Source organism: Desulfovibrio desulfuricans (assembly GCF_024460775.1).
Lineage (GTDB): Bacteria > Desulfobacterota > Desulfovibrionia > Desulfovibrionales > Desulfovibrionaceae > Desulfovibrio > Desulfovibrio desulfuricans_E.
In genome coordinates, this window is the sequence record NZ_JANFYZ010000005.1 from 96144 (window position 1) to 120322 (window position 24179).

Annotated in this window: 16 protein-coding genes; 13 read left to right on the forward strand and 3 right to left on the reverse strand. The window is 56.9% G+C overall.

The window, feature by feature from the left end:
* The first annotated feature begins 96 nt into the window (after nucleotides 1-96).
* The 7 genes from NE637_RS07800 to hmcF all read left to right on the forward strand — a co-directional run bounded on the left by NE637_RS07800 (nucleotide 97) and on the right by hmcF (nucleotide 14140).
* Nucleotides 97-1437 (forward strand): hypothetical protein, encoded by a 1341-nt coding sequence (locus tag NE637_RS07800; protein WP_227118208.1) that lies wholly within the window; start codon nucleotides 97-99, stop codon nucleotides 1435-1437.
* A 482-nt stretch (nucleotides 1438-1919) separates the two neighbouring features.
* Nucleotides 1920-6056: a DNA-directed RNA polymerase subunit beta gene (gene rpoB, locus NE637_RS07805; protein ID WP_192112881.1), complete on the forward strand. Its 4137-nt coding sequence runs from the start codon at nucleotides 1920-1922 to the stop codon at nucleotides 6054-6056.
* Between the two features lie 118 nt (nucleotides 6057-6174).
* Entirely contained in the window at nucleotides 6175-10344 is a 4170-nt protein-coding gene (gene rpoC, locus NE637_RS07810) for a DNA-directed RNA polymerase subunit beta' (RefSeq protein WP_192112880.1), read from the forward strand.
* An 830-nt stretch (nucleotides 10345-11174) separates the two neighbouring features.
* Complete coding sequence (locus NE637_RS07815; protein WP_022658301.1) at nucleotides 11175-11459, forward strand: hypothetical protein; 285 nt, start codon at nucleotides 11175-11177, stop codon at nucleotides 11457-11459.
* 117 nt (nucleotides 11460-11576) lie between these two features.
* A complete protein-coding gene (locus NE637_RS07820) occupies nucleotides 11577-11984 on the forward strand; it encodes a cytochrome c3 family protein (RefSeq protein ID WP_192112879.1) in 408 nt (135 codons plus the stop codon).
* Nucleotides 11985-12031: 47 nt separating this feature from the next.
* Nucleotides 12032-12712, forward strand: coding sequence for a sulfate respiration complex protein HmcE (gene hmcE, locus NE637_RS07825; RefSeq protein ID WP_192112878.1), 681 nt, complete (start codon nucleotides 12032-12034; stop codon nucleotides 12710-12712).
* Between the two features lie 42 nt (nucleotides 12713-12754).
* On the forward strand, nucleotides 12755-14140 hold the full coding sequence (gene hmcF / locus NE637_RS07830; RefSeq protein WP_192112877.1) for a sulfate respiration complex iron-sulfur protein HmcF: 1386 nt from the start codon (nucleotides 12755-12757) through the stop codon (nucleotides 14138-14140).
* A 186-nt stretch (nucleotides 14141-14326) separates the two neighbouring features.
* Here hmcF and NE637_RS07835 read toward each other — a convergent pair whose 3' ends face one another.
* Nucleotides 14327-14680, reverse strand: coding sequence for a response regulator (locus NE637_RS07835; protein WP_192112876.1), 354 nt, complete (start codon nucleotides 14678-14680; stop codon nucleotides 14327-14329).
* On the reverse strand, nucleotides 14604-15158 hold the full coding sequence (locus tag NE637_RS07840; protein WP_306666360.1) for an RrF2 family transcriptional regulator: 555 nt from the start codon (nucleotides 15156-15158) through the stop codon (nucleotides 14604-14606). Before NE637_RS07840 ends, NE637_RS07835 begins: the two co-directional genes overlap by 77 nt.
* Before the next feature lie 327 nt (nucleotides 15159-15485).
* On the opposite strand from NE637_RS07840, the gene NE637_RS07845 reads away from it, so the two are divergent.
* From NE637_RS07845 to NE637_RS07855, 3 genes are all read left to right on the forward strand, one after another.
* Nucleotides 15486-15902, forward strand: coding sequence for an RrF2 family transcriptional regulator (locus NE637_RS07845; RefSeq protein ID WP_192112874.1), 417 nt, complete (start codon nucleotides 15486-15488; stop codon nucleotides 15900-15902).
* A 496-nt stretch (nucleotides 15903-16398) separates the two neighbouring features.
* Nucleotides 16399-17337, forward strand: a complete 939-nt coding sequence (locus NE637_RS07850; RefSeq protein ID WP_215647820.1) for a respiratory nitrate reductase subunit gamma — start codon at nucleotides 16399-16401, stop codon at nucleotides 17335-17337.
* A gap of 11 nt (nucleotides 17338-17348) precedes the next feature.
* A complete protein-coding gene (locus NE637_RS07855; RefSeq protein WP_022658293.1) occupies nucleotides 17349-18944 on the forward strand; it encodes a (Fe-S)-binding protein in 1596 nt (531 codons plus the stop codon).
* A 295-nt stretch (nucleotides 18945-19239) separates the two neighbouring features.
* Here the strand turns inward: NE637_RS07855 and NE637_RS07860 are convergent, their stop codons facing one another.
* On the reverse strand, nucleotides 19240-20259 hold the full coding sequence (locus NE637_RS07860) for a DMT family transporter (protein ID WP_227118209.1): 1020 nt from the start codon (nucleotides 20257-20259) through the stop codon (nucleotides 19240-19242).
* Between the two features lie 156 nt (nucleotides 20260-20415).
* Between NE637_RS07860 and pdxR the strand changes: the two genes are divergently transcribed.
* The 3 genes from pdxR to NE637_RS07875 all read left to right on the forward strand — a co-directional run bounded on the left by pdxR (nucleotide 20416) and on the right by NE637_RS07875 (nucleotide 24177).
* On the forward strand, nucleotides 20416-21837 hold the full coding sequence (pdxR, locus tag NE637_RS07865) for a MocR-like pyridoxine biosynthesis transcription factor PdxR (RefSeq protein ID WP_227118210.1): 1422 nt from the start codon (nucleotides 20416-20418) through the stop codon (nucleotides 21835-21837).
* Between the two features lie 180 nt (nucleotides 21838-22017).
* A complete protein-coding gene (locus tag NE637_RS07870) occupies nucleotides 22018-23148 on the forward strand; it encodes a branched-chain amino acid ABC transporter substrate-binding protein (protein ID WP_022658289.1) in 1131 nt (376 codons plus the stop codon).
* A gap of 120 nt (nucleotides 23149-23268) precedes the next feature.
* Nucleotides 23269-24177 carry an ABC transporter permease subunit gene (locus tag NE637_RS07875; protein ID WP_227118211.1) on the forward strand — a complete coding sequence of 303 codons (909 nt, stop codon included), beginning with the start codon at nucleotides 23269-23271 and terminating at the stop codon, nucleotides 24175-24177.
* Nucleotides 24178-24179 lie beyond the last annotated feature (2 nt).

Below are 24179 nucleotides of genomic sequence, written 5' to 3' on the forward strand. Positions count from 1 at the left end.
GCCCGTCTGATCCGGCCCGCGCCAGCCTTCTGCATCAGGTGCGGCATCCTCGCCGCGGTATTGCCAGTTCTGCCAATGCCCACAGGGAGTAGCATCATGGAAGCAAAAAAATCCATCATCGAGGCAGTGGCAGAATACCTTGCCCCGCTCTTCGGCCCCGCCACCGAAATTCTGGACGATGACTATACCAGAGAAAATTTTGAAGACCTTGCCGAAATGAACGGCAGGCGCTTTATGCTGCGGGTTGCCCTTACCGGTCAGCCGGAGGATGAAGTGTACCTGTTCCGCGCCATTCCGTTTACGGAAACGGAGCAGGCCATTGCCCACAACATCCTTGAAGAATGGGAAAAAATCTTCACCACGCCCCACATAGATGATTACGCCGCCGTGTGCATACGGCAGGCGCAGATCATCGGCATTGCCAAAATACTCTCGCCAGCGCGCCACACAACGGTGCTGCGCATGCTGAATCTGCTGTCGTTCTGGTCGAGCGAAACGTATGAAGGCGACAAAATTTCCTTTTGCGTGGGCATTGACGAAGACGATCCCCGGCCCGGCTGTGTGAATTTTTTTGATGCCAGCAAGGAGGACTACGCCAAGGTGCTCACCTCCGGCTGCGACACCCTGCTTGTGTGCAACGCAGAGGGCGGCATAACCTCATACTGCGAGGCGGCATTGCCCGCAGAGGCCGAGGCGGCCCATGTTTACGCGCCACTGGCCTTTCTGCCCGTGGCCTACTGGACTTCACAAAACAGGTGTGCCTTTTGCCTCAGCAGAAACGGCGACATCCTTATCTTCAAAAACAGGCAGCTCTTTTTTGCCAAAAGGCGCGGCAAGTGGCTGCATTTTTCACATCAGGCCTACCTTGCCGAGCTTGGCTATCAGGGGCAAGGCGGCAGCAGGGGCACCATTGAGGCGCTGTACCTGAGCCTGCTTGATGTTTCATTCCGGCGCAAGGGTGCGTGTATCGGCTTTTTCCGCACAAATGCCGTTACCCCGTGGATGATAAACGAGCGCCGTAACCAGCGCATTGGACAAAATATTTCCCAGGATGAACTGGTGCGAGTTTCGCAAGACAGGCTGCACGGCTACCTGAACGAAATAGTCAGCCAGGGTGATATGCTGGCGCACGATGCCAGCAGCAAAGCCGCGCTGCTGCGCTCGGCCCTGCCAAGCCTGAATTTTGCGCAGATTCCGCGCAAGCTGCGGGCCGAGCTTCTTTCCATTGATGGCGCAACCTTGATCTTTGACGATGGCAGCATTTTTGCGGTGGGGGCTATCCTCAAGATTCCCGGCGGCAGCAGCAGCGGCGGGCGCAAGGCGGCAGCCATGACCCTGGCCGAACACGGCATCGGCATCAAGGTTTCCAACGATGGGCATATCACTGCCTGGAGCCGGAGAGCCGAGGAGGGGCAAGCCCTGTTTGAAATAGGCTAGGTCGCGGCAACTTTTGAGGAGGCTGGAAAAAATGTTCTTTTGTGCGTCCTGCCAGCACGGTTTGTGTGCTCAAACGAGAATAACCGCTCCACCCGGCAATTTTTTTGTCTTGTCATGAAGTTCCCACTGAGGTAAATTAGTGAACAGAGGCTTTTTTATTTTTCTCTCCCGCTTTTTTTGCTTGCCAAGGACTCGGATTCCTAGTATGCATCCTCTTTCAACGATTGGTGCGGGAGGCTCCTTTCTGTTTTTCAATAACTTACTGACCAAGCATATATATTAAAGGTAATGCCCTGATCCCAGCCCTGTTTACCCAGACAGGGATGGGTTTTTTACGCCTTGCCCGCAGTAAGTTCTTTTTAGCCTTCCCACCAGATTACGCTTTCAGGGTGCAGTGACAGCAAGTTTTTTGCCCGCCGGCTTAGGCATGCTGATTTGTCTCGCGCAGCCGGGGCGCAACCGCTACCTATCTTGAGGTACCCATGGGCCAGCTCACCAAACAGTTCGGCAAGATCAAGGTTTCCCTCCCTATCCCACATCTGCTGAATCTGCAGATAGATTCTTACCAGAAATTCCTTCAGGAAGGCGTTTCAGATGCCGACCGCAGCCCAGAGGAAGGGCTGGAAGGTGTGTTCCACACCGTCTTCCCCATTGAGGATTTCAATAAGACCGCCAGTCTTGAGTTCGTCAGCTATGAAATCGGCGAACCCAAGTACGACCAGGCCGAGTGCATTTCCAAGGGGCTGACCTACGAGGCACCCATGCGCATCAAGGTGCGCCTGGTTGTCTATGACACCGATGAAGCTTCGGGCAACCGCACCATCCGCGACATCAAAGAGCAGGATATCTATTTTGGCACCCTGCCCCTGATGACGGAAAAGGGCACGTTTATCATCAACGGCACCGAGCGCGTCATCGTTAACCAGTTGCAGCGTTCGCCGGGCATCATCTTTGAGCACGATGGCGGCAAGACTCACACCAGCCGCAAGGTGCTCTATTCCTGCCGCATCATCCCCATGCGCGGCTCGTGGCTCGACTTTGACTTCGACCACAAGGATATTCTGTACGTCCGCATCGACCGCCGCCGCAAGATGCCTGCCACCATCCTGTTCAAGGCCATGGGCATGAGCAAGGAGCAGATTCTTGAATACTTCTACTCGCAGGAGCACTACCGCATTGAGTCGGCCAGCAGCCTGTTCTGGGAAGTGCGCAAGGACCTGTACCGCAAGGACAACGCCTACGCCGACATCATCGACGCGCAGGGCAATGTCATTGTCAAGGCTGGCAAGCCCATCACCAAGCGCAGCTGGCGTCTGATCTGCGAAGCGGGCATTGAAGCTATCGAAGTTCGCCCCGACACGCTGGACGCCATGTTCCTGGCTTTGGACGTGGCCGATCCCAAGACCGGCGAAGTGCTGGCAGAAGCTGCGGACGAAATCACCGCAGGCCTGCTCGACCGCTTCCGCGAAGCGGGCATCACGCGCATTGCCGTGCTGCACACCAAGGGCACGGATACGTCTTCGTCCATCCGCGACACTCTGGTTCAGGATCGCATTCCCGACCAGCAGAAAGCGCAGGAAGAAATCTACCGTCGTCTGCGTCCGTCTTCTCCGCCTACCCCAGAAATTGCGGCCAGCTTCTTTGACAACCTGTTCCGCAACGGCGACTACTACGATCTGTCGCCCGTGGGCCGTTACAAACTCAACCAGCGTCTGAACCTGGATGAGGCTGACGACCTGCGCACGCTGACCGACCACGACATCCTCACCGCCATCAAGGTGCTGGTGCAGTTGAAGGACAGCCACGGCCCCGCCGATGATATCGACCACCTTGGCAACCGCCGCGTGCGTCTGGTGGGCGAACTGGTGGAAAACCAGTACCGCATCGGCCTTGTGCGTATGGAACGCGCCATCAAGGAGCGCATGAGCCTTCAGGAAATTTCCACGCTCATGCCCCACGACCTTATCAATCCCAAGCCTGTGGCGGCTGTGCTGAAAGAATTCTTCGGCACCTCGCAGCTTTCGCAGTTCATGGACCAGACCAACTCGCTCTCCGAAGTGACGCACAAGCGCCGCCTTTCGGCCCTGGGCCCCGGCGGTCTTACCCGTGAACGCGCGGGCTTTGAAGTGCGCGACGTGCACACCTCGCACTATGGCCGCATCTGCCCCATTGAAACGCCTGAAGGCCCGAACATCGGTCTGATCGTTTCACTGACTACCTTTGCCAAGGTGAACGACTACGGCTTTATCGAAACGCCTTACCGCGTTGTGCGCGATGCCCGCGTGACCGATGAAGTTGTGCACCTCGACGCATCGCGCGAAGGCGGCCAGGTTGTGGCTCAGGCCAACGCCCGCACCGATGCCGATGGCAACCTGCTTGACGAATACGTTACCGTGCGCGTCAAGGGCGAAGTGGAAATGAACCCGCGTGAAGAAGTGACCCTGATGGACATTTCGCCCAGCCAGATGGTCTCCATCTCTGCCGCGCTCATTCCCTTCCTGGAACACGACGACGCCAACCGCGCGCTCATGGGTTCAAACATGCAGCGTCAGGCCGTGCCGCTTCTGCGCGCCGAAAAGCCCCTGGTGGGCACCGGCATGGAAGTGGACGTGGCCCGCGACTCCGGCGCGTGCATCGTGGCTCCCGCGCCGGGCAAGGTGGAATATGTGGACGCCGACCGCCTCATCGTTTCGTACGAAGGCGACGTGTTCCCCAAACAGGGCGGCGTGCGCGCCTATGACCTGCTGAAATTCCACAAGTCCAACCAGAACTCCTGCTTTGGGCAAAAGCCCACCTGCTACCCCGGCATGCCCGTGAAAAAGGGCCAGATTCTGGCTGACGGCCCCGGTATTGACGAAGGCGAACTGGCCCTCGGCAAAAACCTGGTGGTCGCCTTCATGCCCTGGTGCGGTTACAACTACGAAGACTCCATCCTCATTTCCGAGCGCACCGTTCGCGAGGATACCTTTACCTCCATTCATATTGAAGAATTCGAGGTAGTGGCACGCGACACCAAGCTTGGACCGGAGGAAATCACCCGCGATATTCCCAACGTCAGCGAAGAAATGCTGCGCAACCTGGACGAAAGCGGCATCATCCGCATCGGCGCAGCGGTCAAGCCCGATGATATCCTTGTGGGCAAAATCACGCCCAAGGGCGAAACCCAGCTTACCCCTGAAGAGAAGCTGCTTCGCGCCATCTTCGGCGAGAAGGCCAGGGATGTGAAAAACACCTCCCTCAAGGTTCCCCCGGGAGTGGAAGGCACCATCATTGACGTGAAGGTCTTCAACCGCCGCTCCGGCGAGAAGGACGACCGCACGCTGGCCATTGAAAGCCACGACACGTCCGTGCTGGACCAGAAGGAATCTGATCACCTTCGCGCTTTGTCCGACCGCACCCGCGTTCAGATTGCCCCGCATGTGCTGGGCAAGCAGATCGCCGCCGCAGTGCCGGGCAAGAAAAAGGGCGAAGTGCTGGCCGAAGTGGGCGCAGCCCTGACCGAAGACGTGCTTGAGCAGATTCCCGTGAAGAAGCTCGCGGGCCTGTTCAAGAGCAAGGAAGTCAACGACGCCGTGGCCGATGTGCTCAAGTCTTACGACCAGCAGGTTGAATACCTGAAGGCCATTTACGACTCCAAGCGCGAAAAGGTTACGGAAGGCGATGATCTGCCCCCTGGCGTCATCAAGATGGTCAAGGTGCACATCGCCATCAAGCGTAAGCTCTCTGTGGGCGATAAAATGGCTGGCCGCCACGGTAACAAGGGTGTTGTTTCCTGCATTCTGCCGGAAGAAGACATGCCCTTCTTTGCCGACGGTCGCCCCGTGGACATCGTGTTGAACCCCCTGGGCGTGCCTTCACGTATGAACATCGGGCAGATCATGGAAACCCACCTTGGGTGGGGCGCCAAGGAACTGGGCCGGCAACTGGCCGAACTGGTTGACTCCGGCGCGGCCATGCAGGTTGTGCGCGAAGAACTGAAGGGCGTTTACAATTCGCCTGAAATCAGCGCTCTGGTGGACAGCATGAGCGATGAGGAATTCAAGGCCTCTGCCCTCAAGCTGCGCAACGGTATTGTTACCAAGACCCCGGTGTTCGACGGCGCGACCGAAGAAGAAATCTGGGGCTGGATGGACAAGGCTGGTCTTGCCAACGACGGCAAAACCACCCTGTACGACGGCCGCACGGGTGTTCCCTTCAAGAACCGCGTGACCACGGGCGTCATGTACATGCTCAAACTGCACCACTTGGTTGACGAAAAAATCCATGCCCGTTCCACTGGCCCCTACTCGCTGGTGACGCAGCAGCCCCTCGGCGGTAAAGCCCAGTTCGGTGGTCAGCGTCTTGGTGAAATGGAAGTGTGGGCCCTGGAAGCTTACGGCGCGGCCTATCTGCTGCAGGAATTCCTCACGGTCAAGTCGGACGACGTGACCGGACGCGTGAAGATGTACGAGAAAATCGTCAAGGGCGACAACTTCCTTGAAGCCGGTCTGCCCGAATCCTTCAACGTGTTGGTGAAGGAACTCATGAGCCTTGGCCTCAACGTGACCCTGCATCAGGAAGAAGGCAAGAAAAAGCCCAAACGCGTGGGCTTTATGAGAGAACGCGAGGAAGAGGCGTAACAGCCCCTTTCTGCGGCCCCGGAAACGCGTTGCGTTGGCCGTGAGCGGTTTTGCCTCTCACGGCCAACGACAGCATGGCTAACGATTTCAACGAGCTTTTTACAAAGCAAGGTATACTATGAGCCTGGACGATCTTTTCACCGCACGCGGCGCGTCGACCAACGTGACGAACATCCGCAACCTGAAAGCCATCCAGATTTCCATCGCATCGCCCGAGGCCATTCGTGAATGGTCTTACGGCGAAGTGAAAAAGCCGGAAACCATCAATTATCGTACCTTCAAGCCGGAACGCGATGGCCTGTTCTGCGCCAAGATTTTCGGCCCCGTGAAGGACTATGAATGCAACTGCGGCAAATACAAGCGCATGAAGCACCGCGGCATCGTCTGCGAAAAGTGCGGCGTTGAAGTTATTGCCTCCAAGGTGCGCCGCGAGCGCATGGGCCACATTGAGCTGGCCGCGCCCGTTGCCCACATCTGGTTTTTGAAGACCCTGCCTTCCAAGATCGGCACCCTGCTCGACATGACCATGGCCGATCTGGAAAAGGTGCTGTACTTCGACTCCTACATCGTTCTTGATCCCGGTCAGACCAATCTGCAGAAGCGTCAGGTCATCTCTGAAGACCAGTACCTCCAGATTCTTGACCACTACGGCACGGACGAAGTTCTGACCGTGGGCATGGGCGCGGAAGCCGTGCGCAGCCTGCTGGAAGAACTGGAGCTGGAAAAGCTGCGCGCCGAACTGCGCGAAGAAGGCGAATCCACCAAGAGCCAGACCAAGAAGAAAAAGATCACCAAGCGCCTCAAGATTGTTGAAGCCTTCCTTGAGTCGGACAACAAGCCCGAATGGATGATTATGGAAGTCATTCCCGTCATCCCGCCGGAACTGCGTCCTCTGGTGCCGCTGGACGGTGGCCGCTTTGCCACCTCTGACCTCAACGACCTTTACCGTCGTGTGATCAACCGCAACAACCGTCTGAAACGGCTGATGGAACTGGGCGCGCCCGAAATCATCATCCGCAACGAAAAGCGCATGCTTCAGGAAGCTGTGGACGCGCTCTTCGACAACGGTCGTCGTGGCCGCGCCATTGCAGGCACCAACGGTCGCCCGCTCAAGTCGCTCTCCGACATGATCAAGGGCAAGCAGGGCCGGTTCCGTCAGAACCTGCTCGGCAAGCGCGTTGACTACTCCGGCCGTTCGGTTATTACCGTTGGCCCTTACCTCAAGCTGCACCAGTGCGGTTTGCCCAAAAAGATGGCGCTTGAGCTGTTCAAGCCCTTCATCTATGCCGAACTTGAAAAAAGGGGCCACGCCTCCACAATCAAGAGCGCCAAAAAGATGGTGGAGCGTGAAGAGCTGGTAGTGTGGGATATCCTTTCGGAAGTGGTGCGCGAATACCCCATTCTGCTCAACCGCGCCCCGACCCTGCACCGTCTGGGCATTCAGGCCTTTGAACCCCTGCTGGTTGAAGGCAAGGCCATCCGTCTGCATCCGCTCGTCTGCTCGGCCTACAACGCCGACTTTGACGGTGACCAGATGGCCGTGCACATTCCCCTTTCGGTGGAAGCGCAGATTGAATGCCGCGTGCTTATGATGAGCACCAACAACATTCTCTCGCCCGCCAACGGCGGCCCTGTCATCGTGCCTTCTCAGGATATCGTGCTTGGCCTGTACTACATGACCGCCGAGCGCAGCTTTGAGCTGGGCGAAGGCATGACCTTCTGCGCCCCCTGGGAAGTGGAAGCCGCCTATGATGGCGGACAGGTTTCGCTGCATGCCCGCGTCAAGGTGCGCATGCCCGATGGTCACGTGTACGACACGACCCCCGGCCGTGTGCTCGTGAGCGACATCCTGCCCGAGAAGCTGGGCTTCGAACACGTCAACTGCGTGCTCACCAAGAAGAACATTGCGCGTCTCGTGGGCGCGGCCTACCGCCACTGCGGCATCAAGGCCACGGTCATCCTGTGCGACCGCCTCAAGGACATGGGTTACGAATTCGCCACCAGAGCGGGCGTGACCATCGGCGTGAAAGACCTCACCATTCCTGAAAGCAAGAAGCACATTCTGGCTGCCTCGCAGGCGGAAGTGGACGACATCGAACATCAGTACCGCGACGGTATCATCACCCGTACTGAAAAGTACAACAAGGTGGTTGACGTGTGGACCAAGGCCACACAGGACGTTTCGGCAGAGATGATTAAAGATATCTCTTACGACATCCTCACCGATCCCAAGACCGGCAAGCAGGAAAAGAACCAGAGCTTCAACCCGATCTTCATGATGTCCAATTCGGGCGCTCGTGGTAACCAGGACCAGATGCGCCAGCTCGCGGGCATGCGCGGTCTTATGGCCAAGCCTTCTGGTGAAATCATTGAAACGCCTATCACCTCTTCGTTCCGCGAAGGTCTGTCGGTGTTGCAGTACTTCACCTCCACCCACGGTGCTCGTAAGGGTCTTGCCGATACCGCCCTCAAGACGGCCAACTCCGGTTACCTTACCCGCCGTCTGGTCGACGTTGTGCAGGACGTTATTGTCTGCGAACACGACTGCGGCACTGTGGACGGCATCGAACTGACCCACCTCAAGGACGGCGGCGACATCAAGACCCCGCTGGCCGAGCGCGTCATTGGCCGTGTGCTGCTCTACCCCGTGTTTGATCCCGATGATCCAAACACCGTGCTGATGCCCGAAAACACGCTTATTGAGGAAAAGGAAGCCCAGCTTATCAGCGACAAGGGCATTTCCTCCATCACCGTGCGTTCGCCCCTCACCTGCCAGGCCGAACGCGGCATCTGCGCCCTCTGCTACGGGCGCGACCTTGCCCGCGGCCACCTGGTCAACACTGGCGAAACCGTGGGTATCATCGCGGCCCAGTCCATCGGTGAACCTGGCACGCAGCTTACCATGCGTACCTTCCACATCGGTGGTACGGCTTCGAGCACCATTGAAAAGAACAAGTTTGAAGCCCAGAACGCGGGTCGCGTTATCCTGAACCGCGTGCGCGCCGTCACCAACCGCGACGGCGTGGAACTGGTGCTCGGCAAGAGCGGCCAGCTCACCATTGTGGACGCTCAGGGCCGCGAACGCGAAAAATACATTCTGCCCAACGGCGCACGCCTGCTTGTCCATGACGGGCAGGAAGTGACCAAGGGCGTTGTGCTGGCCGAATGGGATCCGTTCAACGAACCCTTTGTCTGCGAAGAAGAAGGCGTTATCCGTTTTACGGACATCATCGACGGCAAGACCGTGCAGGAAAAGGTGGACGATATTACCCGTCAGGCATCCCTGACCATTATGGAATACCGCACCACCAACTTCCGCCCGTCCATCTCCATCTGCGATGAACACGGCAGCGTCAAAAAGCGTAGCCACGGCGGCACTGCGGCGGTCTACACCCTGCCCGTCGGCTCCATCATCATGATCAAGGACGGCGCAGACATCCAGGCTGGCGACATCATCGCCCGTAAGCCCCGCGAAACATCCAAGACCAAGGATATCGTGGGTGGTCTTCCGCGCGTGGCCGAGCTCTTTGAAGTTCGCAAGCCCAAGGACATGGCCGTGGTTTCCGAAATCGCGGGTACTGTCACCTACGCTGGCGAATCCAAGGGCAAGCGCAAGCTGGTTGTTACGCCTGAAATCGGCGAGGCCAAGGAATACCTTGTGCCAAAGGGCAAGCACATTACCGCTGCTGACGGCGACTTTGTGGAAGCGGGCGATCCGCTGACCGAAGGCTACCCCGAACTGCACGACATTCTGCGCACCCGTGGCGAAAAGTACCTTGCCCGCTACCTTGTGGACGAAATCCAGGAAGTCTACCGCTTCCAGGGCGTGGGTATCGACGACAAGCACATCGAAGTTATTGTGCGTCAGATGCTCAAGAAGGTTACGGTTCTCGATTGCGGCGGCACCAGCTTCCTCGTGGGCGAGCAGGTGGACAAGGCCGAATTCAAGGCCGAAAACCAGAAGGTCATTGCCGAAGGCCGCAAACCCGCTACAGCGGAACCGCTGGTGCTGGGTATCACCCAGGCTTCGTTGACCACATCCTCGTTCATCTCGGCGGCTTCCTTCCAGGAAACCACCAAGGTGCTCACCGAGGCTTCCCTCAAGGGCAAGATGGACTACCTGCGCGGCCTCAAGGAAAACGTCATCGTGGGTCGCCTCATTCCTGCCGGTACCGGCTACCGCGAATACGTCAACGGCGATATCGTGGTTCCCGACCAGAAGGAACGTCCCGACAAGTTCCTTGAAGACCTTGAAGAAAATCCTGTCCTGGTTGACCTGAACAACTAGGCAGACAGAATAAACCGGGCCACGGCCTGGAGACTCTGACAGCCCCCTTCGGAAGTTCGCTTCCGAAGGGGGCTTTACGTTGGCGCGCATAGAGCCAGCGGCGCATCCACTCCCAAGCTCTGGCTTGTCCCCAATATGCAACCTCTACGGAGGCAGGCTCACCCACGGCATGTCGCGTCTCAGCAAGCTTCACTATTCACAAAACCCTGCCGCCACTTGTCGCCTCCCGCCTTGGGCACCTCCGCATCAGCCAGAGCCTCCTCACGCCCCACACTGCCCCCTAGAACCGTCCAATCAGGTTCACAGGAAGCACAATCCATATTGAGCGCCACGAATAAGCCGACCCCCTTTACGCAGCCGCAAGTTCCCCACAGTTATGCATTGTGCAGGTTATCAAGAGGCTAACTGGTCATTTGCGTTGCGGTTCTTTGGAGATTGTACACACAAACACCATTACTTATATAAACAATAAGCAATCATTTAACTACGTTTATACGCCAATCATATGCACTTTTTCATAAAAATATTTTTTAAAACATTAACTGTATTATTTTACTATGCTATACCTGTGTTTATTACAATATCAATACATTAGCTTTTGCGCCGATTGTGCAATTTTTCTCATTCAAGATAGATTGTTAATCCTTTCAATGCTTGAGCTTAACTTGAAGTTTTTTGCATAAAAAAATCCATACCTCGTTGACACAGTATGTTTAATATGAGAATAGTTTTGTACGGATTAATTACATCAAGTTTTTTATTAATTAATTGCTCTTTTTAACCGCCTCATATAAACTGGGGCGCGACTGCGGAAGACGCAGGGGGTTGTTATGTCAGCTTTGTCAGAACGCGATTATCTGGCCGATGAAATTTGCGAACTGTTCACCAAGCTCACAGGCGATGCGTATGCCGAAGACATGGCACGTGCGCGCAAGCTGGCCGAAGGGGGAAACCCTCACGATCACTGGCTGCACACCACCAGGCTTGACTACGAATCGCGCCTCTTCATGTACATGGCGGCGGCTTTTGCCATGCGCTGCATGAAGGGCGAACCCTACAAGTGCGCCGTCTTCATGCGCAGCGCGGCCGAGGCCCTTAGCCAGCCCCAGGACTAGGCGAATGTCGACAACGGGAAATCCCGACGCATGTGCGCGGGATTTCCCCAATTGTGCCCGGCACAATTCAGGCCGGGGAAACACCATCTGGATTTTGTCAGGAAGCAAGGATCCATCATGCGGGAAAAACTTATCAGATTCAGAACCACTCTCCCCTGCCTGTTATTATTGATCTGTGGCCTGGCGGCTTTGCCCGGCGCGGCGTGTGGCAACGAGCTTGTGCCCGTTACCACGCCAGCCGTGAGCAAGCCAGAGATGCCCAAGGTCTTTTTTCCCCATGACAAGCATGTGGACGCAGTGGAGGCCATGAACGGCGACTGTTCAACCTGCCACAACATGACAGATGCAGGCATGTCTGAAACCCTCAAGGACGTAACATCGGTTCCGGCGAAAAAGCAGGTTGCTTACATGCACACCGCCTGCACCGATTGCCACGTCAAAGCTGGCAAGGGCCCGCGTCTTGTGGACTGCCGAGTCTGCCACAGCGAACGCACCGCATCTGAGTTTGCCGGCAAGAAGAAATAGCCAGTAGGCTCAAGGTACACCGAAGAATACGTTAGGAGGCAGATCAGATGCTGGATTTCATTACCGGACCACTTTTCATTATTTCAATTGCCGTATTTGTCGTCGGCCTGCTTGTACGCGCAGTATTGTACGTGCGCGGTCTGGATGCACGCCTTGAGCGCGTGGCATACAGCTATCATACCGAGCGCTCCATCCCCGGCGCGCTTGCTTCCATTTTCAAATGGCTTATCCCTGGCGGCACCAGCGGCTGGCGCGCCCAGCCGGTTGCCACCATTCTTTTCTTTCTTTTGCATTTCGGCGCTGTGCTTATACCGCTGTTTCTTCTTGGGCACACGGTTCTGCTTGAAACCTATGTGGGCATAAGCCTGCCGTCGCTCCCTGGCGGCGTTGCCGATGTGCTTGCCATCATGGCTCTTTCCGGCATTGTTCTGCTTGCCTTGCGGCGTCTTTCCTCACCGGCGCTCAGGCAGCTCAACAGCGGCCAGGATTGGCTTATTCTGCTTTTGACCTTTCTGCCCTTTGCCACGGGTCTTATGGCGCGCCTTGACGGCGGCGCCTATCAGACGTGGATGATAGCCCATGTGCTCAGCGGCGAACTGTTTCTTCTGCTGGCCCCCTTCACCAAGCTTTCGCACATTGTCCTCTTCTTTATGTCCCGTGCGCAGATCGGCATGGACTTTGCCATTAAAAGAGGCGGCGCAACGCGCGGCGGCGCTTTCCCCTGGTAATCGGGGCAAACGAATTATCTTTTCGCCTGAAAGGAGCGAACCATGTCCGAATTGCTGTGCACCCCAACCCCCGTCACCACCAAGGAAGGCATCCTTGATCTGCTGAAGGACAAGGGCGGGGCGCAATATTATGCCCAGATGAAGGAAATGAAGGTCGATCAGGAAGCCCTGGCCCGCGACCTTGAGCAAACCTGCAAATCGCGCACCCGCACATGGCTCAGCGTCTGCGCGCACTGCGCCATGTGCGCGGACAGCTGCTTTTTCTACCGCACCAACAACAACGATCCCACGCAGATTCCCTCGTACAAGATTCAGGCTACGCTGGGCGAGCTGCTGCGCCGCAAAGGCAAGGTTGACGCCGAGTTCATGATCAAGTGCATGGACGCGGCCTGGGGCAAGTGCACCTGCTGCAACCGTTGCGCCGTTTACTGCCCGCACGGCATTGATACAGGCGTTATGTTCAGCTATTTGCGCGGCATCCTCTTCAAGCACGGCTTCATCCCGTGGGAAATGAAAATCGGCTCCGGCATGCACCGCGTTTACGGGGCGCAGATGGACGTGACCGAAGAAGACTGGGTTGAAACCTGCGAATGGATGGTCGAAGAACAACAGGATGAATGGCCCGATCTGGAAATTCCTGTTGAAAAAGAAAACGCGGACGTCATGTACATTCTTAACGCCCGCGAAGTAAAGCACTATCCTGAAGACATAGCTCAGGCCGCCATTCTCTTTCACGTGACGGACACCAACTGGACAGTGCCGCGCGAAGGCTGGGAGAACACCTCTCTCACCATGTTCGCTGGCGACTGGGAAGGCTGCGCGCAGAACGTCAAACGTATCTACGCCGCCATTGAGCGCATCAAGCCCAAGGTGGTTGTGGGCACGGAATGCGGCCACGCCCACCGCGCCACAGTTGTTGAAGGCCCCTACTGGGCCGGACGCGAAAGCGGTGATCCGCCGGTGCGCTTCATGCACTATGTGGAATGGATTGCAGAGATGCTGCGCACAGGCAAGATCAAGATTGATCCTGCCAAAAAGCTCAAGATGCCCTGCACCCTTCAGGATTCGTGCAACTATGTGCGCAGCCACGGGCTTGGCAAGGCCACCCGCGAAATCATGAGCTACATTGCAGAAGATTTTCGCGAAATGGACCCCAAGGGCGACCACAACTTCTGCTGCGGTGGCGGCGGCGGCCTTAACGGCATCGGCCTGTACCGCAAAGAGCGCAACGTGGGCCTGAAAAACAAGCTGGACCAGATAAAGGCAACCGGCGCGGAACTGGTCATAAGCCCCTGCCATAACTGCTGGGACGCCATCCGCGACATGATGGAAGTATACGAGGAACACAACATCAAGTGGTCGTTCCTCAAGCCGCTGCTGGTTGATATGATGATCATTCCGGATCACATCAACCACAACGAAGTATAAAAAGATGGGCCGTCTGTGTGGCAGACGGCCCAACAAAGCAAGGGTTCCAAGGGACCTGAAAAAACTCGCCGTCTGCCGCGCCAGCATTTGTCCTTTTGCCTGACGCGTATAACGGAGCGAACCACAGCCCTGACGGTCGGGTACTATCCCAGCCCGACCGTCAGGCGAGTATCAAAAACAAGAGCGCTATGCCATTGCGGCGCTGACGGTAGAAAGCAGCGCTTCGCTCGAACAGTTTTTTGAAAGAACAGGAATCCCCGTTCCAAAGCACACAGGCCGGGGCCCAACAGATGTGCACACCACCGCCGGGAGCGACCTGGTGCTCGCATTGCGGCGCAAACGACTGTACATGATGGTGCCGGACGTTCCCTCCAGCTCCACATCAAAAACAACGCAGTCGGGCCTGTCGCTGGCAATCTTGGCCAGGCTTTCAGCACAGGTGCTGGCGGTGCTTACCCGGTAATTACACTGCTGAAGGGTTTGGGACAGTCTGCTTTGGCTTTCGGCATCGCTGTCTACCAAGAGAATATGCTTTTGCATTGGTGCCTCCGAAGTCGGTCTCCGGCAGAAGCGGAGAAGAGGGTTGCGCCACCCTGCGGCGGGTGGCTTGCCGCGGCGCTGAAGCACTACTCTGTCGAACGGAACTAAGAGTCACAGCTTCGAGCGAACTGTTCATGGAACGGGCGACCATATCCCAGGCGTCCAGCGCAGTTTTGCCCCTGGGGGCAACATTGCTCACACCGGGCAGGGAAATGCCGCCTTCAACTGCAATAATTATGTCGGCCAGCGTTATCTCATCAGGAGTGCGCGCCAGCATGTGGCCTCCGGCAATGCCACGAACGCTTTTGACAATGCCCTCTGACTGAAGCAGCCGCATGATTTTTTGAACAAACTTTTCAGATATGCCTGTGCAGACCGCAAGCTCGGACGCAGAGGCAGGAATGTCGTCATCTTGTTCAGAAAGGCACAATAACAAGTGCAAAGCATGGCAGGCCATTGTCGAAATACGCATAGTCATTCCTTATTTTGCAGGAGACAATAATTATCTCTAAACCGTATCTGTCTAATTTAGACTGTTCTACTCAACTTTTTAGCGCACCATAATAACGGCGTCAAGCGGGTGCGGGCGTGCCAAAATGAGCGCCAATGCCCAGATTTCGTCATGCTTTCAATGATGTGAATAGTTTCGCAACCTTTTGGCGAAGAAAAAAAAATACTGCCCATAGCAAATATAATGTGTTAGATTTGTGCGTCATTAGTCATAGCTAGCCGCAGCATCGGCGTAGAGACGCCGGCAGTCATGGCAGATGGAACCTATTCAATCTGCACACAAGAGGGACCCGCAATGAAGCTTTCTGCAAAAACCCGGTATGCCGCCAGGATCCTGCTTTTTCTGGCAAAAAACGGTCTTGAGAAACCGGTCTCTTCAAGCCAGTTGGCTGCACAAACTGGCATAAGCTCACAATTCAGCGAACAGATCTTGCGCCAGCTGCGTCTGGCTGGCATAACGGGCAGCATCCGCGGGGCCAAGGGCGGCCATGTGCTTTTGCGCAAGCCCGAAGAACTCACATTTGGGTGCATTGTCAAACTGATGGAAGGCGGCATCGAACTGACAAACTGCATGGAAAAGCCCGGCGAGTGCGCGCGTTTTGATGGATGTGAAGTCAGAAAAGCCTGGGAGAACCTGCAGGCGACACTTGATGGCGTTTTTGAGTCAATTACACTGCGCGATCTCATGCACGACCCGCACATTCTCCTGTAGGAAGCACGGTTTCAATCGCAGAATCCTTTTATACAAGCATACCATTTGACATACAAAGGTCGGCATGAGCCGACCTTTTTTATTGCCTCAATATTACTGATAAATTTTATCGTACTAAAAAAGTATATAATTTTTCATCCCAAGCTTGTTAAAAAAATTTTTTAGTTTGGTTGAAAAAAAATTTTTATAGGTGTAATCTACTTGATTTAGTTAAATAAAATTAGGTTAATCCAGATTAAGTTTACTGTATTGTTTCCATCTGACATCTTTGCATTTTTTGTAATTTTGAGTATCAGGGGGGTCACCGTACACCTTGACTATGTCGACTATTGTGATCAATTCCTGATTACAACGGTCAGATTTAACTCAGGCGTCGGCCCATTAAAAGGAGAGGTTGCAGGCAGGCAGACGCATGCCGGGCTTGAAAGCGTGTCGGCTGTGCCGGCCGCAACTAACCCACGATTTAGCGGCATCTTGACCCCACGGGAGTAAACGCATGACCACACTTTTTTACATTCTTGGCTATCTGGCGGTAGCCGGCTTTTTCTGCATGGCCTACCTCAAGATCAAATCGTATCTTGCAGCCAGCCCCCTGCACGTGCGCTGGGAGCTGTACCCCGTGCCTCACGAAGGCTCCAAGACGGTGTACGGCGGCAGCTTTATGGAAGAAAAGGACTGGTGGACCAAGCCTCGTCACATCGCTCACATGGGCGACGTCAAGGCCCTGCTGACCGAAGTGCTTTTCCTGCACGCCACCTTTGAACACAACCTCAAGCTCTGGGTGCGCACCTATCCCTTCCATGTGGGCATGTACATGCTCATGGGGGGCACCATCGTGGTGCTGTTTGCCGCCATCGCGCAGGTTCTGGGCCTCAACCCCCAGGGCGGTCTGATGATCTTTGTCGGCAATGTTATCAGCGCCTGTGCCCTGGCTGGCACGCTGTGCATCATTGTGGGCGGCGTCAGCCTTGTTTTGCGCCGTCGCGCCGATGAAGGCCTGCGCCGCTACAGCACCCCCGAGCATTACTTCAACCTGCTTGTCTTCGTGCTCTTCGGCGTGCTGGGCCTGGCTGCCTGGGCTACCGCTCCTTCCTACTTCGAGCTGGCCCGCACCTTCATGTACAACCTGATCACGTTCCACTTTGCCCCGCAGACCAACGTGCTGTTCAGCCTGCACCTGCTGGTGGGCTTCTTCCTGCTGATCTGGATTCCCATGACCCACATGGGCCACGTCTTCATGAAGTACTTCACCTACCACGACATCCGCTGGGGTGACGAACCCACCAACTACAGCCCCAAGAACCAGCAGAAGATCATGGACGCCCTGAAGTTCAACGTCACGTGGTCTGCCGATCATATCAATGGCGATGGCCAGCCCAAGACCTGGGTTGATGTGGCCACCACCAATCCCGCAGCCCCCAAGAAGGAAGACTAGGGAGTTCCATCATGAAAGATAAACTGCAATTGAAAGATGTTTCCACTGCCGAAGGGCAGATGGTCAGCATTGACCTCAAGGATATTCCTGAGCTTCCCCTGGACGTGCATACCATGCCCTGGAAGCCCTTTACAGATGAGCAGAAGCAGAACACCGCCTGCATCCTTGACGATGTGTGCGTGCTGAACATTCCTGTGCCCAAGAACAAGGAAGAAGAAGAGGAGCTGGTCAACAAGTTCCTCAACGGCATGCGCAAGCTGTTCACCAAGGAAAACAACTGGACCTTCCTGCCCATGCTCGAAACCAGCATGGACTACTGCGCCCAGTGCAACTCCTGTTCTGATGCCTGCCATCTGTACGAGATGTCTGGCAAAAACGAAATGTACCGGCCCAACTTCCGGTCTGAAATCTTCCGCCGCATCTACAAGCAGTATGTGAAGAAAGAACCCTTTGCCAAATGGCGCTACGGCGACATGGGCCTGAACTGGAAGACCGTGGCCCGCCTGGGCGAACTGGCCTACCGCTGCAACCTTTGCCGTCGCTGCGCGCAGACCTGCCCCATTGGTGTGGACAACGGCCTGCTGGCCCGCGAAATCCGCAAGCTTTTCAGCCAGGAGATGGGCATCTACGCCCGCGAACTGCACGAAAAGGGCACCATGAACCAGATGAAGTGCGGGTCTTCCACCGGCATGACGCCTGAAGTGGTGAAAGAAAACGTGGAGTTCATCGACGAGGACTACACCGAAATCACCGGCGTGGGCATCCACACTCCCTTTGACGTGCAGGGTGCAGACATCATGCTGCTGCACAACGCTGGCGAAGTGATGGCCTGGCCTGAAAACATCGCCGCCTTCTCGCTGATCTTCCAGGAAGCCGGTCTTTCATGGACGCTCTCGAGCAAGGCTCTGGCGTACGACGGCGTGAACTACGGCGTGTTCTACGACGACGCCCAGACCGCCCGTATTGCCCTGCAGCACATGATGGCCGCCAAGGAACTTGGCGTTAAGAAGATCGTCATCGGTGAATGCGGCCACGCCCACAAGGCCCTGACCGTTATCGCCGACCGCGTTATCCCCTTCGAATATCAGGTGCCGCGCGAAAGCTGCTACGTGACCCTGCACGACATCGTCATGTCGGGCCGCCTCAAGCTTGATCCTTCGCGCAACAACTTCCCCGTGACCCTGCACGACCCCTGCAATATCGTGCGCCTCATGGGCATTGTTGAACCCCAGCGCGAAATCGTGCGCAAGATTGCGCCCATGTTCCGCGAAATGCCCTGCCACGGTGTGGACAACTACTGCTGCGGCGGCGGCTCCGGCTTTGCCATCATGACCCGCAACAACATCGAGCAATGGCGCGGCAACATCTCTGGCCGCAAAAAGATGTGGCAGATCGCCGAAGCCTTCAAGGATTGCCTTGGACCGGAAACCCGCAAGTACATCTGCGCTCCCTGCTCCAACTGCAAGGGCCAGATCCGCGAAATGCTGGAACACAACGATCTGTACACCAAGAACAACTTCGCTTACGGCGGCCTGGTGGAACTCATCGTCAACGCCATGGTCAACGTGAACCCCGGGTTCATCAAGTTTGAAGGCGAAGAAGAATAGTTTCCCGACCGTGGGATAAATAGAAAGAGGGGCGAAAGCCCCTCTTTCTATTTATAAGCGTTGCCAACGGCAATGCGGCCAGAAATCAGGAGCAGGCTGCGGCTTGCCCGCGCTGACGAGCGACTGATTTCTGTGCTTACTGCCCGGCGGTCTGCCGCCGCTGGCAGCGCAAAACCCGTGCAACGGGGTTTGTCATCTGAATGAAAAGAGGGGCGAAAGCCCCTCTTTCTATTTATAAGCCTTGCCATCGGCAATGCGGCCAGAAATCAGGAGCAGGTCGCGGCTTGCCCGCGCCCTACTTGCCATCCGGCGCATTGGTTGCTGCGCACGAAAGCCATATGCCCGCCGTCACGCAGGCCAGACCCGCAAGATGCGTCCACAGAATCTGCTCACCAAGCACCAGCCACGAAAGCGCTACGCCGCTCAAAGGCACCAAGCCTGTAAATGCCGCGGCTGCGCTGGCCTGCACCTGAGCAATCCCACGAAACCACAGCACATACGACAGGTAAGAAACCGCAGCGCCATAATAGGCAAGCCCCCATATGGCTGAGGCAGACAATGAGGTAAAATCATAATCTCGGGCCTCAAACAGGGCCATGGGCAACAGCATGACAAATGCATAAAATGACACAATTGTCGTGCGCCGCAAGGGCGACATGGGGCAGCAGCGCGCTTTGCTGAGCACGGAAAATGCCGCCTCGCACAATACGGCCACCAGCACAAGGCCGTTGCCCAGCAATGTGCGCCAGGCCTCGCCTCCGCTTGCTGGCGTGGCTTCCACACCAGCGCCTCCCGGCGCTGCCAGAAAGGGCGTAAGATTAATGGCGAGCAGGCCCAGACTCACGCAGGCTATGCCCGCAATACGCCGCAGCGGCGGCCTCTCCCGCAGCATGCCCCATGCCAGCAAGCCAATGACCGCTGGCGCTGCGCTGCTCATCAAGCCCGCAGAAGCCGCGCTGGTAAAGCGAAGCCCCTCAAAGGTGCAAATCCGGTACAGAGCTATGCCGCACAATGCCTGAAGCGCCAATGTCGCGTGGGTGCGCCCATCAAGCGTTCCCCTTTCACGCCGCAGCCACAACTGGGGCAGCATCACCAGCAGCCCTGCTCCAAGGCCCAGCCCCGCCGCAAGAAACACAGGCAGGCTACCCACCAGCAGTTTTCCCGCCACCACGGCGCTGCCAGCGATGCTCATGGCAAGGGTCAGGCTGATCCAGGCTCCCCAGGGGCGCGCTTGCCCCGGTTGCACCAGTGGTTGCGCTCCCCCGGCAGCTTTCTCAACCGCAGCACCTTGCGCACTGTTTTCACACACGCTCATTACTTCCTCTCCTTGTGATGCCCGCACAATGCCTCGGCATGCTGAACGTCTTCCGGCACGTATTGCCATCTGACGTTTGAAAGGCTAGCGTAGCTAAAGTGGTTTTGATAAGTGCCACTTTTTGGCATTTTTTATCATACCAATTATAGGTGCGCCATGTGGATCAGTCTTGATGCAGACAGCCCGCTTTCGCTGAACCGCCAGATCAGCGCGCAGATCAGGGAACTGATTTTACGCGGTCATCTGGCAGCAGGCGACCGTCTGCCCTCCACCCGGCAACTGGGCAAAGAACTGCATGTGGCCCGCAGCACTGTTATTGAAGCCTACGACCAGTTGCTGGCCGAAGGCTATCTTGAATCGCAGCGCGGCTCGGGAACGCATGTGGCGCAAGGTATCCGGCCCCAGCCGCAAGTGTGCGGACAAAAATCTACGACAGATGAGCATGCGCACGATGATTCCCGCGCCGACCCGCCGGGACTTGTGAACTTTCAGTCCGGCATCCCGGCGCTGGAGCACTTTCCTGCGGCGGAATGGGGCCGGCTGTATCGGCAGGTGTGCGATACTTTACCCGCCTCGGCTCTGCGCTATTGCAGGCCTCAAGGGGTTGCCGAATTGCAGGAGGCCATTGCCGGATGGCTGCTGCGCATGCGGGGCCTGCGCGCCGCACCGGAGCAGGTAATGATCACAACAGGCGCAACCCAGGGGCTCAGGCTTGTGGCGCGCCTGCTCAACCGCCCGAATGCCCTGGCAATTGTGGAAGATCCCGTGCACCGGGGGCTGGTGGAGGTGATATCGCGCGCCGGGTACGCCATTGAAGGCATAACTGCAGACGCGCAAGGCATGGACGTCAGCCGCCTGCAAAATCTCTCGGAGCAGACCACCCAACGATGCGCCTTTGTCTATGTGACTCCTTCGCACCAGTATCCTACCGGGGGCATCCTTTCCGCGCAGCGGCGACAGGCGCTGGTGGACTTTGCCCGACAGCGCGACTGCATGGTGGTGGAGGACGACTATGATGGCGAATTCCGTTTTGAGGGAACGCCCGTCAGCGCCCTGCGCGAGCTTGCGCCCGACAGGGGCATATATATTGGTTCGTTCAGTAAGATTCTGGCTCCAGCCCTGCGCCTGGGCTTTGCCGTGATACCACCGGACATGGTGCGCCCCTGGGCCGAAGAAAAGCAGTACACGGATGTGCACACCGATGCGCTTTCGCAGCGCACGCTGGCCGCCTTTATCTCCAGCGGGGGGCTTGAGCGGCATATCTGGAGAATGTGCAAGCTGTATAAAGGCAAAAGGCTCTACCTGCTGGAATGTCTGCGGCGGCACTTTGGCGACAGCTTCACCGCCAGCGGACAGGCTGCCGGGCTGCATCTGGTGGCGGGATTTCCCGGAATCCATTTTTCAGACAAAGTGCTCGCGGCCATGCGCGCGCAGGGCGTTCGGGCCGTGCCGGTGGAGCACCATTCGCTGTGCCGCAACGGCGCGCACGCGCACGAACTGATACTGGGCTATGCTCACCTGTCGGAGCAGTCCATGGAGCGTGGGGTGCAGGCCCTGAAAGAGGCCCTTGCGCAATGAGCAGACAGTTTTAATGGAATATCTTTTTTTGCAAGGCATTCGGCGGTTTGCCGCCCTGCGGCCTTTCAATCGCCGCGCCGTGCGCGCATTGACAGGATGCCCGCAATGAGGCAATAGAAAAGCCTTCATCCACAAGCGGCGCATCATTTGTGCGCACATCTTTTCTCGCGGAGGGCGGAGATGAAAAAAGGTATGACTTGGCTTGCTGCAATGGCATTCTGCGTGGCAATTGCCGCGCCCGCAATGGCTGCGGATCCCATTAAAATCGGCGTTGCCGGCGCGCACTCCGGCGACCTGGCCTCCTACGGCGTTCCCAGCCTGAACGCCGCCAAGGTTGTGATTGCCGAAGTGAACGCCAACGGCGGCGTGCTTGGCCGTCAGATTGAACTGATCGCCCAGGATGACCAGTGCAAGCCCGAGCTGGCCACCAACGCGGCCACCAAGCTTATTTCCGAAAAGGTGAACGTGGTCATGGGCCACATCTGCTCCGGCGCTACCAAGGCTACCCTGCCGCTGTACACCGAGGCCAAGATCGTCTCCATGTCGCCTTCTGCCACGACCCCCAGCCTTACTGAAAGCGGCACCAACCCCTATTTCTTCCGCACCATCGCCAACGACAAGGCCCAGGCCAAGTTGACCAGCGACTTCATCCTGAACGGCCTCAAGGCCAAGAAGGTCGCCTACCTGCACGACAATGGCGACTACGGCAAGGGCTTTGTGGACAACAACCGCGAAACCCTTGAAAAGGCTGGCGTGGAAACCGTTCTGTACGAAGCCGTTACCCCTGACGCTGTGGACTTCTCCGCCGTTGTGCGCAAGCTGCGCCGCGCCCAGCCCGACATCCTCGTGTTCGGCGGCTACCAGCCCACTGCTTCCAAGCTGCTGCAGCAGATGCGCCGCGACCGCGTGACCACCGCCATGATCGGCCCCGACGGCCTCAAGGACGACGCCTTCATCAAGATGGCTGGCAAGGACGCCGAAGGCGTGTATGCCTCCTATCCCAAGGACACCAGTAACCTGCCCGCTTACAAGCATGCCCACGAAGGCCATGTGAAGATGTTCGGCAGCGATCCCGGTTCCTTCTACTACAACGGCTACGCCGCCACCCAGGCTCTGGTGAACGCCATTGCCAAGGCTGGCTCCACCGATGCCGCCAAGATTGTGGAAGCACTGCGCACCACCCCGGTGGAAACCCCGCTGGGCAAGCTGACCTTCAGCAAGACCGGCGATGCCGCCGGTATGGGCCTTTCCATCTACCAGATCAAAGATGGCAAGTTTGTAGAGCTTAATCACAGCATTACCCTGGACTAAACGTCTACCGGGGCGCGGCCATGGCCGCGCCCCGGCTTTTCACGCATCGCCGGAAGCTGACGGCATTAACGGGACAGGCGGAACGAACAGGGACACCCCCCGTACCGCGCGCGAGTTTGCATGGACATTCAATTTTTTATAGAGCTCTTTTTCGGCGGTTTAACCCGGGGCAGCATTTATGCGCTGATCGCCCTCGGCTATACGCTGGTTTACGGCATTATCGGGCTCATCAATTTTGCCCATGGCGAAGTGTATATGCTGGGCTCATTCACGGCCCTGCTAATAGCTGGCGCGCTTGGCGTCTATGGCTTCCCTGCTGGCGGCATTCTTATTGTGGCGGCTCTTGCGGCCATAGTCTGGTGTTCCGCCTACGGCTATACGCTGGAAAAGGTCGCCTACAAGCCCCTGCGGGGCGCACCGCGCCTGTCGCCGCTTATCTCTGCCATCGGTATGTCCATCTTTTTGCAAAACTATGTGCTGCTTGCGCAGACATCCGACTTTGTGCCTTTTCCCAACCTGCTGCCGGAAATGGATTTTCTTGAGCACATCGACTACGTCATGGGTGCCAGCGACTTTCTCATCCTGATGGTCAGCACCTTTGCCATGGTTTCGCTCTCGCTTTTCATCCACTACACCCGCATGGGCAAAGCCATGCGCGCCACGGCCCAAAACCGCAAGATGGCCCTTTTGCTCGGCATCAATGCCGACCGCATCATCTCCCTCACGTTCATCATCGGTTCCGCCCTGGCGGCCCTTGGCGGCGTGCTTATCGCCTCGCACATGGGGCAGGTCAACTTTGGCATCGGTTTTCTGGCTGGGCTTAAGGCCTTTACCGCCGCAGTGCTCGGCGGCATCGGCTCCATCCCCGGCGCAATGGTGGGCGGGCTTGTGCTTGGCCTGGCCGAAAGCTTCACCACGGGCTATTTTTCCGGCAACTACGAAGACATGCTGGCCTTCGGCATTCTTATCCTCATTCTCATTTTCAGGCCCGACGGAATCTTGGGCAAAGCCACAGTGCAGAAGGTGTAGCC

What these genes read in the sequence shown, in the direction of transcription:
- NE637_RS07800 (WP_227118208.1), top strand. Translation starts at nt 97, where the DNA reads ATGGAAGCAAAAAAATCCATCATCGAGGCAGTGGCAGAATACCTTGCC.
- rpoB (WP_192112881.1), top strand. Translation starts at nt 1,920, where the DNA reads ATGGGCCAGCTCACCAAACAGTTCGGCAAGATCAAGGTTTCCCTCCCT.
- rpoC (WP_192112880.1), top strand. Translation starts at nt 6,175, where the DNA reads ATGAGCCTGGACGATCTTTTCACCGCACGCGGCGCGTCGACCAACGTG.
- NE637_RS07815 (WP_022658301.1), top strand. Translation starts at nt 11,175, where the DNA reads ATGTCAGCTTTGTCAGAACGCGATTATCTGGCCGATGAAATTTGCGAA.
- NE637_RS07820 (WP_192112879.1), top strand. Translation starts at nt 11,577, where the DNA reads ATGCGGGAAAAACTTATCAGATTCAGAACCACTCTCCCCTGCCTGTTA.
- hmcE (WP_192112878.1), top strand. Translation starts at nt 12,032, where the DNA reads ATGCTGGATTTCATTACCGGACCACTTTTCATTATTTCAATTGCCGTA.
- hmcF (WP_192112877.1), top strand. Translation starts at nt 12,755, where the DNA reads ATGTCCGAATTGCTGTGCACCCCAACCCCCGTCACCACCAAGGAAGGC.
- NE637_RS07835 (WP_192112876.1), bottom strand. Translation starts at nt 14,680, where the DNA reads ATGCAAAAGCATATTCTCTTGGTAGACAGCGATGCCGAAAGCCAAAGC.
- NE637_RS07840 (WP_306666360.1), bottom strand. Translation starts at nt 15,158, where the DNA reads ATGACTATGCGTATTTCGACAATGGCCTGCCATGCTTTGCACTTGTTA.
- NE637_RS07845 (WP_192112874.1), top strand. Translation starts at nt 15,486, where the DNA reads ATGAAGCTTTCTGCAAAAACCCGGTATGCCGCCAGGATCCTGCTTTTT.
- NE637_RS07850 (WP_215647820.1), top strand. Translation starts at nt 16,399, where the DNA reads ATGACCACACTTTTTTACATTCTTGGCTATCTGGCGGTAGCCGGCTTT.
- NE637_RS07855 (WP_022658293.1), top strand. Translation starts at nt 17,349, where the DNA reads ATGAAAGATAAACTGCAATTGAAAGATGTTTCCACTGCCGAAGGGCAG.
- NE637_RS07860 (WP_227118209.1), bottom strand. Translation starts at nt 20,259, where the DNA reads ATGAGCGTGTGTGAAAACAGTGCGCAAGGTGCTGCGGTTGAGAAAGCT.
- pdxR (WP_227118210.1), top strand. Translation starts at nt 20,416, where the DNA reads ATGTGGATCAGTCTTGATGCAGACAGCCCGCTTTCGCTGAACCGCCAG.
- NE637_RS07870 (WP_022658289.1), top strand. Translation starts at nt 22,018, where the DNA reads ATGAAAAAAGGTATGACTTGGCTTGCTGCAATGGCATTCTGCGTGGCA.
- NE637_RS07875 (WP_227118211.1), top strand. Translation starts at nt 23,269, where the DNA reads ATGGACATTCAATTTTTTATAGAGCTCTTTTTCGGCGGTTTAACCCGG.